This window comes from Leptotrichia trevisanii DSM 22070, assembly GCF_000482505.1.
In the GTDB taxonomy this organism is placed as follows: Bacteria; Fusobacteriota; Fusobacteriia; order Fusobacteriales; family Leptotrichiaceae; genus Leptotrichia; species Leptotrichia trevisanii.
The window spans coordinates 195,449-213,283 of the sequence record NZ_KI519443.1; the positions used below are offsets into that span (position 1 = coordinate 195,449).

Below are 17,835 nucleotides of genomic sequence, written 5' to 3' on the forward strand. Positions count from 1 at the left end.
TCCTCCATTTGTTATTTAATTGATATAATTTCTCTAGCCAGCAGCTACCTTACATCATCTAAATTATTTTATCCATTGCAGATTAATTATTTTTATTCTGTCCATTTTTTACAGTAATTTATTTTCTTTGTTTTTTTACATCCATAGTATACAACACAATTTAAATTTTGTCAATATATTTTTTTAAATTTTATGTTATTTTTTACAGTAACTAAAAAACTGTTTTTATTAAATCAAAAATAGAGAAACAACAAAGTTTTAAATTCAATGTCATTCCTCTATTTACAATCAAATTTTTATATTTTATTCCATAAAACTAGGTAATTTAAATTTACTTTTTCTTTTTTTTCCTTTATTCGACTCATCATTTGCATCTTCTATTTTATTTCCTGATTCATCATCATTTCCAAAAGAACCGTCTGAATTACCATCACTATCATTATTTTCATTTTGATTATCAGTTTTAGAATTATCTTCCGATTCTTCCATTTCCGAAGTTTTTTCTAATATACCACCTGTTTCACCAGTAATTTCCCGCACAGCTTCCGCTAATTTTTCAGTTTTACTTTTTTCTTCCAGCTGTTTAGCATCTTCTGTAACTTGCTCTTCTACTTTTTCTTCAAGCTCTATTGTTTTTTCAACTTCCTCCACCGCTTCTGTTTTTTCAGTTTGCTCTATTTTAGAAGTTTCTTCATTTTCACGTTCTTTTTCTAAATTTTCATTTTCCTTTAAAATTTGTTCAGCAGTTTCACCTTTGATAATTCTTCTAACTTCATCTCCAGTGATAGTTTCTTTTTTCAATAATAATGCCACCACTTCTTCTAACTTGCTCCAATTATCCTGCAATGTATTTAAAGTGTTAAAATACTCTTCTGTCAATATTTTTCTTATTTCCAAATCAATTTCCCTGACAGTTTCATCACTTTTATTTGGAGCAAACGAATATTCATCATCTGAATTTTCAAAGTTAATTGGCCCCAGTTTTTTACTCATTCCGACGCTTTCTACATAGGCTCTTGCGACTTTTGTAGCACGTTTTATATCAGAATATGCTCCTGTACTCACATCATCCAGTCCAATTTCCTCAGCTGCACGTCCACCAAACAGCACTTTTATTTCGGCTAACATCTGTCTGCTTGTAGTTACCAATTTTTCTTCAGGAAGCGGCATCATAAATCCACCAGCCTCTCCTCTAGGAATTATTGTAACTTTATGAACAGGATCAGCTCCCGGTGTCAATTCAGTCATGATGGCATGCCCAGCTTCATGATAAGCCAATAACTTTTTCTCTTCAGGTTTAATAATCTTACCTTTTTGCCCAAGTCCCATTCCGATTTTATCTACAGCTTCATCCAGATCAGCCATTTTTATTGTATCACTAGCTCTTCTTGCTGCCAAAATTGCCGCTTCATTTAATAAGTTTGCCAAATCCGCTCCAACAAATCCTGGAGTTATTTTAGCAATATCTTCCAATCTCACGTCACTTGCCAATTTCTTATTTCTAGAATGAACCTTTAATATTGCAATACGCCCCTGCAAATCAGGTGCATCAACCGTTACACGTCTATCAAAACGTCCTGCACGCAATAACGCCGGATCCAGAACATCTTCCCTGTTAGTTGCCGCAAGTACGATAACTTTTGTGTCTGTTTCAAACCCGTCCATTTCAACTAACAGCTGATTTAAAGTTTGTTCTCTTTCATCATTGCTTCCACTGTTCTTTCCAACACTTCTTCGTCTACCGATGGCATCAATTTCATCTATAAAAATAATTGATGGACTGGATTCCTTCGCCTTTTCAAACAAATCCCTCACACGTGAAGCTCCAACTCCAACAAACATTTCCACAAATTCTGAACCTGAAATACTGAAAAATGATGCTCCAGACTCTCCAGCCACCGCTTTTGCAAGTAATGTTTTACCTGTTCCCGGCCTTCCTAATAAAAGTACACCTTTTGGCACTCTTGCTCCAGCCTTTGTATATTTTTCAGGATTTTTCAAGAAATCTACAACTTCCCGCAGTTCTTCCTTCGCTCCGTCAACACCTGCCACATCATCAAATTTCACATCTGGTTTCTTATCAATTTTATTAACTCTTGATTTTCCAAAGCCAAAAATATTTCCTGGCCCTCCACCTTGTGAACCGCCTACCATTTTTCTAGCCAAGTAAACCATAAGTGCAATCATTATAACCATTGGTAAAAATTGAACCAGAATTGCCAAAAAGAAACCTCCACCTGATGGTTGCAATGAATTTAACCTAACTTTTTTTTGTTCAATTGCATTTATTATTTTGGGTTCATTTCCAACACGTTCTGTTATTTTTTTTGTATAATAAAGAACATCTTTCCCATTTTCCTTCACTTGTGCGATTAATTTATCATCTTTTTCATTGATTTCTGGAAACTCACCTTTTTGTGTTCTGCTTACAAATTCTGTATATGGAATATCCTTTTTTTCCAAAAAGTATGTCTGTATATCACGATGAAATAATGCTGTAAAAGTAAATAACAAGACTACAAAGACAAAAAATAAAAATCCTGAAAATGGAGATTTATTTCCGTTATCTTGTCTATTATTTCTTCTGTTATTATCTTTTCGTAATTCTTCTAGTCGTTTTCTTATATCATTCTTATCTCTATCTGCCATTTTTCCTCCCAATTATTAATAATTTACTGGTATTTCCCAGTTTTTCAACACTATTATTATAAATTTTTTCCAGAAATTTTGAAAATTTAATATCCGAAACAGTCAAAATTTCTTTCATTTTAGTTCCATTTTCCCCATTTTGAAATTCAAAATTTGAATTTTTAACTTCTATTTTATTTTCCAGATTTTTTAAACAATCTTGACTTTCAGAAATTTCCATTTCAATAATTGGCAAAAAATCTCTTTCCCACTTTGAAATCTTTTCATCAATCAAAATTTTCTTAACCTTTTTATGTCCCAATTTTTTTAAAAAAATCCTATCCCCATCCTTTCGATTTCTAACAATGATTTTTTTATAATCCATGTCATCAGTAAACTTAAGAAACGTATAACTCATATTTTCTTCATTTACAAAATAAGTTTTAAAATCGCTAATTTTTTCATATAACATTATCTTGTAATTATACCACTCAATACTTTGATTTTTCTTTAAAACCTCTACTTTATCAAATGAACTGTCAATATTTTCACTTTTTTCAGTTCTATCATTATTTTTATTACTCTTTTTTACTATTTGTAAATTTCCATATTTGTTTTGTAAAAATTTATTTTCCCCCAAATAAAATTCCTTTGAACCTTCATCTTTTAAAATTCCATTTTTATAAAAAAAACTGTCAAAAATCTGATTAATCTTCTCTCTCGAAATTTCCACATCATTTTGTTTCAAAAACTGAACCAATTTATTCTTCTCTTTTAATTTTTTTTTCAATTCATCTTCATTTTTAAATATTTCAGCCATTTTATCAAAATTTTCACTTTTTTCAAGCTCTTCAAATTCTCTATCATTAATTTCTTCAATTAATGCGTAAACTTTTTGTCTAAAACTTGGATTTATTCTTTCAAAATCAGGAAAAATTTTATTTCGGATAAAGTTTCTTGTATAATCATTTTCATTATTTGTATAATCAATTATATATTTCTGATTTTTATGTTTCAAAAAAGATAAAATTTCACTTTTCTCAAATTCCAATATCAGCCTTACTATATTATCTCTCACTCTTGGAATACCTTTTAACCCATTTATCGAAGTCCCTCGCAAAAGCCTAAAAATAATAGTTTCCACATTATCATCCAAATTATGCCCTGTTGCAATTTTATCATAACCTATTTTTTTTCTAATATTTTCAACGGCTTTATACCGCAACTCCCTTGCAGCAAGTTCCAGCGACTTCTTATTTTCCTTTGCATGCCTTTTTACATCTATACTTTCAATATAGTAATCAACACTATTTTCAGCTGCAAATTCCTTTACAAATTTTAAGTCATTTTCAACATCATTACGTAAGTTGTGATTAATATAAACTATTGAAATTTCAAGTGAAAGTTTACTTTTTAAAAAATTTAGAAAATAATAGAGGAAAACTGAATCTGGCCCACCAGAAAACGCAATAAGAATTCTTTCCTTTTCAATAACCAGTTTATTTTCAATTGTTTTTTGCAATTTTTTCAATATTTTCTTTTCAATTTTTTTTACTTTTTCCATTAATTTGTTCCCGTTTTTTTATTTTTTAAGTATAACAATTATTTTAACTGTCCGCTTTCACGACGTTTTTTCAAATGCTCCTCGTGGGTTTTTGAGTAATAGGTTTTTCCTTTGTGTGTAAAGAAAAATAAATTATCTGTTTTTTCAGCATTTAATACCGCTTTAAAAGTTTCTATTGGAGGATTGCCAATCGGTGTTGGGGGCAGTCCTTTTACTTTATATGAATTATATGCAGTATTTTGTGCCTTTAATTCATTTCTTGTAGCCTGTCTACCCAGCTCATATTTCAAAGTGGCATCTGATTCCAGCTTCATTCCAATTTCCAGCCTTTTCATAAATATTCCCGCAACTTTTGGTTTATCTGCCGCATCTGGCACTTCCGCCTCCACAATCGAAGCCATTTTCAAATTATCATAAAACTTCTGTTTATCAGGATATTTTTCAGGCGGGAATTTTTTTAAAAATTCAGCAAGAATGGTTTGAATAACTTGCTTTGTCGTTACATTTTCAGAAAAAATATAAGTTTCAGGGTAAAAATATCCTTCAAAATTATTATTTTCGTGTGGATATGGAAAATCCATTTCACTCAGGACTTTGTTAATCTCTTCAGGCGTTCCCAGCTCCAGTGCCTCCATCCGTGCAAATACCTGCTTTGAAGTAAATCCTTCTGGAATTGTAAGTCTTATCCCATTAGTTTCACTGCTCTTAATTTTTCTTATAATTTCATATTTCGAGAATTTTCCATTAAATTTATAGGTTCCTACTTTTAACTTTATATTTCCACCATTTAATTTTAGATAAACCTTATCTATAATTCCATAATTTAATTTTAAATCCTTGTAAATCTGTACAAATGTTGTTCCTTTTTTTACATTTATATTAACATTTTTATATTCTTTTTTTGCAACAAAAAAATTATAAAAAAGTGCCAGACACATAAATAATATTAAAAATATTACAACGTAAACTATTCTTAGTGTGTTTTTCATTTTTTTCTCCTAAATATTCAGTATTTTATATATTTTAACTATTTTAAATTACTATAAAAATCACTTGTTTTTTATTTTCAATTTTTAACTCTATTTCAAAATAGTTTTCCAAATTCTATTCAATAAAAATTTGATAATTAGTTATTATACTTAATATTCCTTATTTGTTCCTGTGTCATTATCATTACTTTTTATTTTATTTTCATTTTTTAAGTCTTTATCCTGTATTTCAATAACTTCTACATTTTTAGTTCCATCTTTTGTTTCAAATTTTAACATCTGTTCTTTTTTTCTTCGTCGTTCAAGCTCTTTTCTCGCACCAATTGTGTCAATTTGAAATACACTCGCAGGATTTTCACTTAACTGTTTTTCCAGTTCATCTGTTTTAGCCTTTAATTCGGCTTTTTTTCTTTCGTTTTCTATTTCTCTGATATTTTTTATTTTCACATCATAAATAACATTTTTTAAATTGTTTTTATTTTCCACAATTCGTTCAAATTCTTCCAATTCTTCATCTTCAAGAGAAATTTTATTATTGTTTGGATAACGTGAAAACACTTTTGTTAGCCCATTATTGTATTTAATAATCATATAACGGTAATTTTTATCAAAAAATACTATTTCATTTTTATTATTTTTAAAATATTTCTTTTCAACTTCAAAATATACGTGTCCTTTTTTCTCCTCAATCCAAGCTCTATGTCTTTCTTCATTCCAATTGTTTGTTTTAGGATCAAAATAGCTTTTAACAACCAGGTAACCATTTTCCTGCTGTAAAAAATCATAACGTACATTTCTTAAATCTTTTTCTAAATTATCTTCTGTCTTCAAAAGATACCACGTTCCATAACTTTTTGAAATCTGAAATTTTAATATCGGATTAACTTTTTCATCTATCTTTCGAATAAACCGCTCAAGTTTATTAGTTTTTTCCAATTTTTTCTGTTTTTTTTCATCTTCATCATCCTGAATCTGATCCAAAAAAATCAAATCCTTGTCTTCATCATTTCCAATATCATTGCCACCATTTTCAAACTCATTAATATCATTCTTATTAATAATAATATCAATTTTTACCGCTTCGTCCTCAACCTTGTTCTTACTGATCGAATTTTTACTCCCATTTGCAAGCAACGATAACGAAAATACCCAAAAACAGGTTGCAATATATAATTTTACCTTTCCATATTGATTAAATTTTTGTCTATTCAAAGCATTCACCTTTTTATCTTCAATTTTTTCAAATTTGTAATATACTTTATCTTAAAATAATATTTTTAACTTAACATTTTCCATAATCAAGTTTTCAAGACTAATTTAAGAATAACCCAATTTTTATTAATTATATCACACATTTTTTAATTTGCAAATTAAATATTTTTTACTTATTTATTTTTAGATTCTTAGAATTTGCAATGAGACAGTCTTTCATTTACTGTAAAAATTTTTATATTTTTTATCAAAAAGATATTGACTTTCACAAATTCTTGTTGTATAATTGTTTCAGAAAATAAAAGAAAATTATTTACCGTTAAAAAAGAAAGGAATGAGTATGAAAATGAAAAATTTAAAAAGAATTTTATTAATGCTATTTTTAGTAACATCACTATTCTCTTTTGCAAGTGGAAACTCAAGAGAAACTGTTAGATTCGGAAGTAAGACAGTTGGATACATTTCCGTTCCATCAGACTGGTACGCATTTGATGATTCCAATCCTGCCACTTCTTCAACCGCAAAACAGGTATCCATTGATAATACAAACATTATAACTTTGGATATAGTAAACACTAGAAATGTAAATCCTGAATTGGCTGTAAAAGCAATGGCGGAAAAATACCTTAATTCAGGAATTTCAGAAGAAAACATTGATTTACGTGATGCCAATGTGAACGGATATGTTGGAAAACAAATAGGGATAGGTTTTGATGATGGAACCGTATTAATAATGTATTTTATTAAAGCAAACGGAAAACTTTATTACATTGCCCAGGAAGGTAATCCAGAACATCAGGTGAAACTGGCAAAAGTGATTAGTACTTGGAAACCTGACAGATAAAATTGATTTAAATAACAAATTTAATGCAGGAATAATTAATGTTCCTGTATTTTATTATAAATTTAGACTGATGGAATAAAAAATCCCAATATTTTATCATACATTTTTATAAAAAAAATAATTTTTAAATAATTTAAGTACAAAAATGACAAAAGTATGGTATAATAATATATACAAAAAATTTTTTATAAATGATTGAGTATAAATTAAATTATGAAACGAAGGAAGGTAAAATAAAAAATAATGCAAAGATTTGAAGATTTTGGATTAAGTACGGAGATGCTTAATGCTTTAAGCAAAAAAGGATTCGAGGAGCCAAGTGAAATACAAAAATTGGTAATCCCTGAATTATTAAAGGAAAGAACACACTTAATAGGACAGGCTCAGACAGGAACAGGAAAAACTGCGGCATTTGGTATTCCTATTCTGGAAACAATCGAGGCTGATAAAACGGTTAGAGCTTTAGTTTTAGCACCAACAAGGGAACTTGCCAATCAAGTTGCCGATGAAATTTATTCATTAAAGGGAACAAAGGATTTAAAGGTGCTTGCTGTTTATGGTGGGGCTTCCATAGAAAATCAGATAAAAAAATTAAAATCTGGAGTAGATATTGTCGTTGGAACGCCGGGACGTGTTATGGACTTAATGAGAAAAAAAGTCCTAAAAGTTGATAATTTAGACTATTTTGTCCTAGATGAAGCTGATGAAATGCTAAATATGGGATTTCTGGAAGATATTGAAGCAATTCTAGAAAAAACTAACGATGGAAAAAAAATGTTATTCTTTTCAGCAACAATCCCTAAAGCAATTATGGCTATTGCCAAAAGATTTATGCCGGAACATAAATTATTAAGAGTTGAGAAAAAAGAACTTACTACTAATTTAACTGAACAAATTTATTACGAAGTAAAACAGGAAGATAAGTTTGAAGCTCTATGTAGAGTTCTTGACTATGAACAGGACTTTTACGGAATCGTATTCTGCCGTACAAAATCAGAAGTTGACGATGTTACAAATAAATTAAAGGCAAGAAACTACGATGCAGAATGTATTCACGGTGATATTACTCAGGCTCTTAGACAAAAGGCTCTAGACTTATTCAAGAAAAAAATATTGACAATATTAGTTGCAACAGATGTCGCTGCACGTGGAATTGATGTAAGTAACCTGACACACGTTATTAACTACTCCATCCCTCAGGAAGCCGAATCATACGTTCATAGAATCGGTAGAACTGGGCGTGCTGGACAAAAAGGGATTGCAATAACATTTGTAACACCGAGAGAAGCTAGCAAATTAGCACAAATTAAACGTATCACAAAAACTGATATAAAGAGGGAAAATATTCCAAACGTCGAAGAAATTCTTGAAGCAAAAAAAGAAGCATTAATTGCTTATGTGGATGAAATTATTAAGGAAAGTGATTTTGACGCTTATGAAGAGCTGGCTGAAAAATTAATGGATGGAAGAGATGCAAAACAGGTTCTTGCTTCTGTATTAAGACATGTTTACGAAGATGAATTTTTACCCGACAATTACAGTGAAATTCAAGATGTAAAAGTTAAAATTGATGACAAAACAAGATTATTTATTGCACTTGGAAGTAAAGATGGATACAACGTGGGAAGATTGCTTGATTTGTTAAACAAAAAGGCAAAAACACCAGGAAGAAAAGTAAAAGATGTCAAAATTATGGACAAATACTCTTTCATAACAGTACCATTACAAGAAGCCCAATTCATAATGCGAGCCTTAAATTCTAAAAAAGACTCAAAGCCGCTTGTTGAAGAAGCTACTGGAAACAGAAACAGTGGAGAAAAATCTGGTAAAAAATCAGATAGAAGAAGAGATAGAAAAGGAAGAAAAAAATCTTCTGATAAAAAATCATCAAAAGGCAAGAAAGACAGTAAAAAAGACAAAAAAACAAGAAAAGTAAAAAAATAATTAAATTATTTAAACAAAAAAACTCGGAAAATAATATTTATCTTCTGAGTTTTTTATTTTATTATTTTAAATATTTTCTACTATTTCCCATTTAAATAGTAGAAGTCAGAAAATTTATGAGATAAAACTTTTTTTACAAGATTATGCTATTATACAATCTATTAACTATTAAAATATCCTTTAATTAAATTTTATCGTCAAGTATCCATATAAGAGATTCTTATTCAGAATTTGAAAAACTGTTTATTGTTAATATATGTTTTTCATAATTCTATGTTTTTTCTTTTTATATAAACAATTATTAAACAGAATAATCTAAATTAATATTATTCCTATTAAAAAAACTAAAATTTTCTTAATTTTTCAACTGGAAATTTCCATTCAGGTGTTACAAGTACATTTTTCCCTTTTAACGAATACCAGACTCCATCATTTTCTGGGTTTATCAAAATTTGAGTTTGCTGTGCAGGCATATATGATTGGGCAAGCATAAATATTTTTTCACCTTTTTCATTTTTAGCCATATCCACTACAATAACAGCGTGTCCTGGACTGCCACCCATAATAAATACATCTCCAATTTGCATATTTTCAATTTTTTGTGGTATCATTTCTTTTTCAAGTGACAATGTTCCAGAATATCCAAAAACAATATTCATAAAGTTCCTGAAATCCTTGTATGTATTAGATGGAGCGGATTTTTTATAATAGCTTCCTTTTCCATTAGGATTTATCCGATAGCCTTGCATCCATTTGGAATACTGCGCATTAAAACCTGTCACAAATTTAAAGCTGATTTTATCATATTCTTTTTTCCCGTAAAAATATTCTGCACGCAAAAGCATTATCGCATCAGCACATTGATGTAAATCCCTATCCCCTATTTCCACATCAAATACACTATCATAAATCCCTTCATTTCGTTTATAATTTCCATTAAAATACTGTACTTTTTCTCCGTAAGGCTTTAATTTCTGACTTCTCAAAAATTCAGCAAAACTACCTTTTTCTACCGCTACTCTTTTATACCCTTGTGGAACGCCGTATCTTGTTTCTATCGTCATTCCTCCTGAATTTATCAATTTTTCAGATTTAATATTTCTTTCTGAATTTATTTCTTTAGACTTATCCTTCACTTCATTACTACATGCAAATTGAAAAATTATTAATAAACTCACTCCAGCAAATAATTTCCATGATTTTTTTCCTTTTAAAAAAAACATTCTCAGCATACTCCTTCTAAAATACTCAAAAAATAATTATTTATTATTATTCGGATTATTTCTGTATCCTTTCAGTAATTCATCATTTTCCATGATAAATGGCTTAGCGACAGGCTGTCCCCATGCAGTATCATATTTATTCATAAGATAATCATTCAATTCTGTTCGATTATTAAACTTCAATACTTGGTAAGGTTGCTGGAATGCCAGCTTTTCAATAAACAATAATTTTCCATTATCTTCTGGAACAAGAATACCAACATGCCCAATAAATAAAATATTTTCTTCAGGATCATCATTAAAATGGAAAAATACAGAAATCATTGATACTTTACTATTTTTATCAAATTTAACTCCTCGCTCCTTCCAGACGTTTTTAACATTTTCAACATGAATTTTCACATCCTTAGTAGCCTTTGTCGGAATTTCTGAAAATAAATTCACAAATTTATCCTTTTCCGTTTCTGAAAATAATTTAAACGGCAGATTTTTTAGTGATTCCATATCCATAAATAACATTTCACCTGATTTTGCAAGTGAATTTTTTGTTGTTATAAAATCCTTCATCAATGTAAAAGCTGTTATTCTGCAATTAAATCCTACAAAATTACTGCTATTTTTATCCCAGAGTTTTTGTATTTTTGCTTCATCATAAGCTGGATTTATATTTTGAGAATTTACAAAGTCTGATTTTATTAAATCCGTATTTTCTGTTTTTTTATTATAATAATTTACACTTTGAAAAAATAAATTTATATTTTGAGAACTAATCCCGGAGTTTTTTAATATTCCCTGCACCTCATTCTGTGTTTTTTCATCTGCTAAATTTGAATATGTTATATTTTTTAAATAATCATTTCCTGTTATTACATTATTTTTTGCTATATTCTTGTTCAAATCTGATTTATTAAAATGCGTATTATTTTTATTTGAGCAATTGATTATTGTCATCATCAAGCCTATAAATAATAATAACTTTCTTATTTTTCTCATCCTCAGTCAAAAGCTCCCATCTCAATTTTATTTACCGTTTACATTAAAACTTTTACTACTTATAAAATAATTATTTTTATCTTGTGAAACAGATATTTTTACACTATCCAAGTCTGATTGTGTAACAATATTGTTATTTTTTGTATCTTCAGCCAGTTCTACATAAAGATATTTCCCATTTTCCTCTTTTCCAGTTTCGTCTATTTTATTACTTGTATATATTTTGGAAATTTCTCTATTTACTTTTGTTTCTGTTGTATTTGCTAAAGGTTCATCTTCTGCATCCCCTGTATTCTTTTTAGAAATACTTTTTTGCGTTACTGTAACGGCATCTTTCGATAGTTTTGATTTTTCTATTGCTTTGTCAAATTCAATAATTACAGCCTTTACTTTCTTACCTGAACCTTTTTGTTCAGTTACTGCCGTTACATTTTTTACATTATTTACACTCAGATTCCCTTTATCCGCAATTTTTATATCAATATGATTATCGTTACTTTCTGTTAAAATTACAAGTCCAACTAGCATGATTAGAGCTCCAAGTATTATATTTCCTGTTTTTCTCATAGTTAATCATCCTCCTTTATTTTCATAACTATTTTAATAGTTTTATAATTTTTAAACATTTCTACTATTATAGTATACACTCTAATCTTGTCAAATTTTAGTCTTTTTCCTTAAAAAATTCTGTATCCTTTTTTCTAAATTTAACTTTGCTAAAAAAAACAGGCCATCACCAGCCTATTCTTATATTCCTTAATTTGTTTTATTTTCAATCATTTTCTCAACCAAGTTTCTAGCATGATCTCCGATTCTTGTAAAGTGTGATACAACATCAATGTAGTAAAGTCCAGCTTTTACGTCACATATTTGCTTACTTACACGTTTTATGTGGGCTTTTCTTACCTCTTTTTCCTTGGTATACAGTTTGTTATGCAAATCTACTACTACAAAGGCTTTTTCTGTATCGTTGTTTTTTAGTGCTTCTTCTGCTGTTTCGATAATTTCTTTTGAGATTAGGAATAATTTTTGCACTTCTTCATGAGCTGTTTCTGTGAATACTAATTTTTTCTTAATTTCATATCGAACATCTCTTACGATTCCAACTGCGTGATCTCCTATACGCTCTACATCACGGCACATATCCAGATACATGCTGATTTCTTCCCCATCTTTTTCAGTTATATGCTCCTGTGACAACGAAGTCAAATACTTCGTAATTTCCTGATCAATGTTATTTATTGCTTCCTCTGTTTTTTCAACTTTTTCTGCCGTTTTTTCGTTACGATCATGGAAAAATTCAACTGATTTTCCTAAACTTTTCAGGGCAATCGAAATCATTGAAAGCATTTCCTGTTTTACTTGTCCCAGAGCAATTGAAGGTGTATATATTAATGCTGCATCCAAGTATTTTGGCTTTTGTTCAACAACTTTGTCCTCTTCTTTTTCTCTGATTAATTTTACAACTATGTATTCTAAAACTCCAATGAACGGAAATAATAAAATTGTTGTCATAATGTTAAATGAACCATGTGCAAATGCTATTGTTACTTTTGGATTCAAATGGAGAAAGTGTGCCATTTTTTCTACAAACATTGAAAATGGTGATAACAAAATCATAAAAATTAATGTTCCAATAACATTGAACATCGTGTGTGACAAGGCCAGTCTCTTCGCCGAAGTATTTGCTCCGATTACTGCGATTACTGCTGTTATAGTTGTCCCTATGTTATCTCCAAAAAGTACAGGCAATGCAGCCTTTAATGTTATAAGGTTTTCCTGATACACATTTTGTAAAATACTGATTGTGGCACTTGAAGCCTGAACCAGCATTGTGATTAATGTCCCAATAAAAACTCCTAAAACTGGACTATTGCTTAACTTTACCGTCAATTCCGTAAACGCTGGCAAATGTTTGAGCGGTTCCATTGCACTTGACATTAATGTTAATGCGAAAAATATTCCACCAAAACCAAATAAAATTCTACCTAAATTGTTTATAAAATTATGTTTTACAAAAAATAGGCATGCTGCCCCTAAAAATAATATCGGCAATGCATAATGCGTAATATTAAATCCGATTATGAAAGTTGTAATTGTTGTACCAATATTGGCTCCCATAACAATTCCAATCGCCTGTCTTAAAGTCAAAAGCCCTGCTCCAACCAGTCCTATCGTAATAACCGTAGTTCCTGAACTCGATTGTATCAATGCTGTTACTAAAATTCCGACTAGAACGCCTAAGAATGGTGAAGTTGTATACTTATCCAAAATATATCGAAGTCTATCTCCAGCTGCCATTTGCAGCCCATCCCCCATATACTTTATACAAAATAGGAATAGTCCCAGTCCCCCCAGGAATCCAAACGCCATCTGCTGATAGTTAATCGCACCAAGTGCTGCTCCGTTCATCAAATCAATCCTCTCTCTTAATTTTTAATTTACTTAGATTTCTTCTTCAATTATACTTATATCATATTTTTTCTAAATTTGCTATCTTTTTTTGCTATGAAAACAGAATAAAATTATTAATTAAAATTTAAATATTACCCCGACAATAGCCGCAATTAAAATTAATACAATCGGATGCAAATCAAATTTTTTCATTATCCCAAAAATAGCAGCCACTAAAATTATTGACTTATAATTCAGCAAATCAGCAAAATCCTGAGTAATTTGGTATTTTGGCAAGTTTAAAAGCGTTATTTTTGCAATTCCTAAACCTGCCGCTACAATTAGCCCTGTTGATGCGGGACGTAATCCGTAAAATATTTTTTGAACTAGTGCGGCTTCTTTAAATTTTGTCAAGGTTTTTGAAATTGCAATTATTATGATTACTGATGGGAATATCAAAGCTGTTGGAGCCACTACTGCACCTATTAATCCAGATATTGAAAATCCCACATAGGTTGCCATATTTATTCCCATTGGGCCGGGAGTGGATTGAGAAATGGCAATCATATTTGATACATCGCCCGCTGTGTACCAGCCAGTTCTTTTCCCAATATCGTATAGAAACGGAAGTGTTGCAAGTCCACCGCCCACTGCAAATAAGCCTGTTTTAAAAAATTCAAACGATAATGCCATCAATTTGATTAATTCTATTTCCATTATTTATCTCCTCTTTTCACAAAATTTTTTATAAGAATACCTGAAATTCCTGCTAAAACAACTATTAGAGCTGGAGAAATCCAATTTGTAATTGATAACACAATCACTGCAATAAAAACTACTAAACAAAATTTATCAACTACCGATTTTTTCGTCATTTTTCTCACTGCTTCAAAAATAAGTACACAGACACAGGCTCTAACACCATTAAAAGCATATTGCACTGGCTTGTAACTTGCAAAATTTTTCAAAAAAGCGGCAATCACCGTAATAATGATTAACGACGGAAACACCATACCTGCTGTAGCAACAATCCCACCAATAATGCCCTTCGTTTTATATCCAACAAAAGTAGATGTATTTACGGCAATAATTCCTGGCGTCACTTGTCCAATAGCAAAATAATCCATAATTTCATCCTCTTTTGCCCATTTATGCCTTTCTACTATTTCCTTTTGCAGCATCGGCAGCATTGCATATCCACCACCAAATGTAAATAATCCTATTTTTGCAAATACAAAAAATAATTCAATTAATTCCTTCATAATTTTCATTACCCTTTTTCTTTTTTTCTTTCAGAGGATAATCTCTCCTTTCATTTTAAAACTGCTTAATTATAAATTTAGATTATATAATTTAAAAGATTTACAAGATATTTTAACACATTTTACTTAGATTTTTTACAAAAAAATTTAGTTGTTGCAATTTTTTATATCAAAAGTTAAATTACTTAATATTTTTATTTTTTACTTTTATAAAAATAACTTTATAGAAAATTTTTTAAAAATAATAAAAATCTTGTAAAATCATTTGACTTAGCCTAATTTTTTTTGCTATAATAAATACAAGAGATAATAAATTTTAGGAGGAATGTAAAAATGAAAATTGTAGTTTTCGATGCAAAACCTTATGATATTGAGTTTTTTGACAAATGGAATGAAACATTTGGAGCGAATATTACATATTTTGAAGAAAAATTAAGTCTAAAAAATGTAATGCTTACAAAATATCAGGATGTTGTCTGCACATTTGTAAATGATGATTTGAATGCAAAAGTATTAAACATACTTTCAAAAAATGGAGTTAGAGTTGTTGCCGCAAGATGTGCTGGTTATAACAATATTGACTTAAAGGCTGCCCGTGAAAACAGAATCACTGTTTTAAGAGTACCTGCATACTCTCCATATGCTGTCGCTGAACATTCATTAGCACTTCTAATGTCAGTAAACAGAAAAACTCATAAGGCTTATAATAGAACAAGAGAAGGGAACTTTAGCTTAGCTGGATTAACTGGAATGGATTTAAATGGAAAAACTGCTGGAATTATAGGAACTGGTAGAATCGCAAGAATTTTCATAAGAATCTTGAACGGATTAGGAATGAAAGTTATTGGTTATGATAAATTCCCTAATGAACAAGCCGCAAAGGAAGAAAACTTCACCTATGTAACGTTAGATGAAATATTTGCAAATTCTGATGTAATTTCATTACATTGCCCATTATTCCCTGAAACAAGACATACAATTAATAAAGAAACTATTGCTAAAATGAAAGATGGTGTTATTATCATTAATGCTGCCAGAGGTGGATTAATCGATACTGAAGCACTAGTTGAAGGATTAAAAGACAAAAAAATCGGTGGAGCAGGACTTGATGTTTATGAAAATGAAAGCAGCTATTTCTTTGAAGATGAATCAGCAAGCGTATTAGAAGATGATTTACTAGCTAGATTGTTATCATTTAACAACGTTGTTTTGACTTCTCACCAGGCATTCTTAACAAAAGAAGCATTAGATAATATTGCCGAAGCAACATTCAACAATATTTTATCTTATGTAAAAGAAGAACCATTAACAAATGAAGTTTGGTACAACGAAGAAACTGGTAAGGTTGTTGAAGGTTTAAGAAAATAATTATTACCTAAAATATTAAAAAAGTTTTTATTTTCTAAAAACTTAAAGAGAGGCTGTTTTAAAAAGCAGCTTCTTTTAATATTTTCAAAAAAATGTTTAAAATCTAAATTTAAAAACTTTTTTGTATTATAAACTTATTTAATTAATAATTATTTTCTTTTTACTTAACGAAATTTTACTTTTAGTATTAAATAAACTAGAGTATCTCTAATGAAATTGCTAAAATAATAATTACAAATTTTAAAACAAATATCAACTTGTATAAAGAAAGGAGCTTGTATAATGTAACTATATTATACAAGGAATAAAAATATGGATTTATTTGAAATAAAAAAACAAAACGAAATGAATGAAACTAATATTGAAGAAATCAGGAGGCATCTTTGACATTGAAAATTTAAAAAATGAAATTGATGACTTAGAGAAAAAGACGTTTGAGGCGGATTTCTGGAATAGTGAAAATAGTCAGGAAATATTAAAGACTATTAGTGCAAAGAAAAAACTTCTTGAAGAATACCATAATTTAAATGGACTTTTTGAAGATGTTTCCACTATTATTGAGTTTATTGAGATGGGAGACAATTCGTTTGAAAATGAACTTGAGCAGAAGGCACAGGATTTGACAAATGAAATTGATAATTTTAAGACAAAATTGCTTCTGGATGAAGAATATGATATGAATAATGCAATTCTTACAATAAATTCGGGGGCTGGTGGAACTGAGGCTTGTGACTGGGCTGAAATGCTTTACAGAATGTACGACAGGTGGGCAAATCGTCATAATTTTAAGATTGAAGTGCTTGATAGTCTGGCTGGAGAAGAGGCTGGGATAAAAAGTATTACGTTAAATATAAAGGGAAATTATGCTTATGGGTATTTAAAAGGAGAAAAAGGTGTTCATAGACTTGTCAGAATTTCCCCATTTGACTCAAATGCTAGACGACATACCTCATTTGCGGCAGTTAATGTTACGCCAGAAATAGAAGACGATGTTGAAATTGATATTCGTTCAGAAGACTTGAAAATTGATACTTACAGGGCAAGCGGTGCTGGAGGGCAGCATGTAAACACAACAGACTCAGCTGTAAGAATCACACATATTCCAACAAATACAGTAGTTACCTGTCAAAATGAACGTTCACAGCTAAAAAACCGTGAAACTGCAATGAAAATACTAAAATCCAAATTATTCGAGCTGGAACTGGAAAAGCGTGAAAAAGAAATGGCTGAACTAAAAGGAACCGAATCAAAAATCGAATGGGGAAGCCAAATCCGTTCGTATGTCTTCCAGCCTTATAAAATGGTAAAGGATCACAGAACAAAAGCAGAAGAGGGAAATGTGGAAAAAGTTATGGATGGAGATATTGATTTATTTATAAATGAGTATCTAAAATATGCTAAATCCTAATAATTT

Annotated in this window: 14 protein-coding genes; 4 read left to right on the forward strand and 10 right to left on the reverse strand. The window is 29.9% G+C overall.

Annotated features, from left to right (window positions below):
• Positions 1-303: 303 nt before the first annotated feature.
• The 4 genes from ftsH to K324_RS0110610 all read right to left on the reverse strand — a co-directional run bounded on the left by ftsH (position 304) and on the right by K324_RS0110610 (position 6,402).
• Entirely contained in the window at positions 304-2,649 is a 2,346-nt protein-coding gene (gene ftsH, locus K324_RS0110595; RefSeq protein WP_026749101.1) for an ATP-dependent zinc metalloprotease FtsH, read from the reverse strand.
• A complete protein-coding gene (gene tilS / locus K324_RS0110600; protein ID WP_026749102.1) occupies positions 2,639-4,192 on the reverse strand; it encodes a tRNA lysidine(34) synthetase TilS in 1,554 nt (517 codons plus the stop codon). The genes ftsH and tilS overlap by 11 nt, the downstream gene beginning before the upstream one ends.
• 38 nt (positions 4,193-4,230) lie before the next feature.
• Positions 4,231-5,181: an endolytic transglycosylase MltG gene (mltG, locus tag K324_RS0110605; protein ID WP_026749103.1), complete on the reverse strand. Its 951-nt coding sequence runs from the start codon at positions 5,179-5,181 to the stop codon at positions 4,231-4,233.
• Positions 5,182-5,331: 150 nt separating this feature from the next.
• A complete protein-coding gene (locus K324_RS0110610) occupies positions 5,332-6,402 on the reverse strand; it encodes a hypothetical protein (RefSeq protein WP_026749104.1) in 1,071 nt (356 codons plus the stop codon).
• A gap of 337 nt (positions 6,403-6,739) precedes the next feature.
• Here K324_RS0110610 and K324_RS0110615 point away from each other — a divergent pair, with 337 nt between their 5' ends.
• Together K324_RS0110615 and K324_RS0110620 are read left to right on the forward strand one after the other, a co-directional pair.
• Positions 6,740-7,237, forward strand: a complete 498-nt coding sequence (locus tag K324_RS0110615) for a hypothetical protein (RefSeq protein WP_155282673.1) — start codon at positions 6,740-6,742, stop codon at positions 7,235-7,237.
• A gap of 243 nt (positions 7,238-7,480) precedes the next feature.
• The gene (locus tag K324_RS0110620; RefSeq protein WP_026749106.1) at positions 7,481-9,181 is read left to right on the forward strand and encodes a DEAD/DEAH box helicase; all 1,701 of its coding nucleotides are present in this window, start codon (positions 7,481-7,483) and stop codon (positions 9,179-9,181) included.
• A gap of 344 nt (positions 9,182-9,525) precedes the next feature.
• Here K324_RS0110620 and K324_RS0110625 read toward each other — a convergent pair whose 3' ends face one another.
• The 6 genes from K324_RS0110625 to K324_RS0110650 form a co-directional block, all read right to left on the reverse strand.
• Positions 9,526-10,245 carry a DUF4846 domain-containing protein gene (locus tag K324_RS0110625; RefSeq protein WP_232056195.1) on the reverse strand — a complete coding sequence of 240 codons (720 nt, stop codon included), beginning with the start codon at positions 10,243-10,245 and terminating at the stop codon, positions 9,526-9,528.
• Positions 10,246-10,440: 195 nt separating this feature from the next.
• Complete coding sequence (locus tag K324_RS0110630) at positions 10,441-11,397, reverse strand: DUF4300 family protein (protein ID WP_026749108.1); 957 nt, start codon at positions 11,395-11,397, stop codon at positions 10,441-10,443.
• Between the two features lie 27 nt (positions 11,398-11,424).
• Positions 11,425-11,964, reverse strand: a complete 540-nt coding sequence (locus tag K324_RS0110635; protein ID WP_026749109.1) for a hypothetical protein — start codon at positions 11,962-11,964, stop codon at positions 11,425-11,427.
• A gap of 189 nt (positions 11,965-12,153) precedes the next feature.
• The gene (locus K324_RS0110640) at positions 12,154-13,809 is read right to left on the reverse strand and encodes a Na/Pi cotransporter family protein (RefSeq protein ID WP_026749110.1); all 1,656 of its coding nucleotides are present in this window, start codon (positions 13,807-13,809) and stop codon (positions 12,154-12,156) included.
• A gap of 120 nt (positions 13,810-13,929) precedes the next feature.
• Entirely contained in the window at positions 13,930-14,508 is a 579-nt protein-coding gene (locus K324_RS0110645; RefSeq protein ID WP_036095627.1) for a chromate transporter, read from the reverse strand.
• Positions 14,508-15,053, reverse strand: a complete 546-nt coding sequence (locus K324_RS0110650; protein WP_026749112.1) for a chromate transporter — start codon at positions 15,051-15,053, stop codon at positions 14,508-14,510. Before K324_RS0110650 ends, K324_RS0110645 begins: the two co-directional genes overlap by 1 nt.
• A 333-nt stretch (positions 15,054-15,386) precedes the next feature.
• On the opposite strand from K324_RS0110650, the gene K324_RS0110655 reads away from it, so the two are divergent.
• The gene (locus K324_RS0110655) at positions 15,387-16,421 is read left to right on the forward strand and encodes a 2-hydroxyacid dehydrogenase (RefSeq protein WP_026749113.1); all 1,035 of its coding nucleotides are present in this window, start codon (positions 15,387-15,389) and stop codon (positions 16,419-16,421) included.
• 312 nt (positions 16,422-16,733) lie between these two features.
• Positions 16,734-17,829, forward strand: a protein-coding gene (prfB, locus tag K324_RS0110660; RefSeq protein ID WP_211231558.1) for a peptide chain release factor 2 whose coding sequence is annotated in 2 segments (ribosomal slippage) — positions 16,734-16,805 and positions 16,807-17,829 — 1,095 coding nt in all. Because the reading frame shifts where the segments join, the coding sequence is not laid out codon by codon here.
• Positions 17,830-17,835: the final 6 nt, after the last annotated feature.

Excerpts from the sequence above, each read along its gene's own strand:
- K324_RS0110645 (WP_036095627.1), bottom strand. The coding sequence starts at position 14,508 with ATGGAAATAGAATTAATCAAATTGATGGCATTATCGTTTGAATTTTTT.
- K324_RS0110635 (WP_026749109.1), bottom strand. The coding sequence starts at position 11,964 with ATGAGAAAAACAGGAAATATAATACTTGGAGCTCTAATCATGCTAGTT.
- mltG (WP_026749103.1), bottom strand. The coding sequence starts at position 5,181 with ATGAAAAACACACTAAGAATAGTTTACGTTGTAATATTTTTAATATTA.
- K324_RS0110625 (WP_232056195.1), bottom strand. The coding sequence starts at position 10,245 with ATGACGATAGAAACAAGATACGGCGTTCCACAAGGGTATAAAAGAGTA.
- K324_RS0110650 (WP_026749112.1), bottom strand. The coding sequence starts at position 15,053 with ATGAAGGAATTAATTGAATTATTTTTTGTATTTGCAAAAATAGGATTA.
- K324_RS0110615 (WP_155282673.1), top strand. The coding sequence starts at position 6,740 with ATGAAAAATTTAAAAAGAATTTTATTAATGCTATTTTTAGTAACATCA.
- K324_RS0110640 (WP_026749110.1), bottom strand. The coding sequence starts at position 13,809 with ATGAACGGAGCAGCACTTGGTGCGATTAACTATCAGCAGATGGCGTTT.
- ftsH (WP_026749101.1), bottom strand. The coding sequence starts at position 2,649 with ATGGCAGATAGAGATAAGAATGATATAAGAAAACGACTAGAAGAATTA.
- tilS (WP_026749102.1), bottom strand. The coding sequence starts at position 4,192 with ATGGAAAAAGTAAAAAAAATTGAAAAGAAAATATTGAAAAAATTGCAA.
- K324_RS0110630 (WP_026749108.1), bottom strand. The coding sequence starts at position 11,397 with ATGAGAAAAATAAGAAAGTTATTATTATTTATAGGCTTGATGATGACA.
- K324_RS0110620 (WP_026749106.1), top strand. The coding sequence starts at position 7,481 with ATGCAAAGATTTGAAGATTTTGGATTAAGTACGGAGATGCTTAATGCT.
- K324_RS0110655 (WP_026749113.1), top strand. The coding sequence starts at position 15,387 with ATGAAAATTGTAGTTTTCGATGCAAAACCTTATGATATTGAGTTTTTT.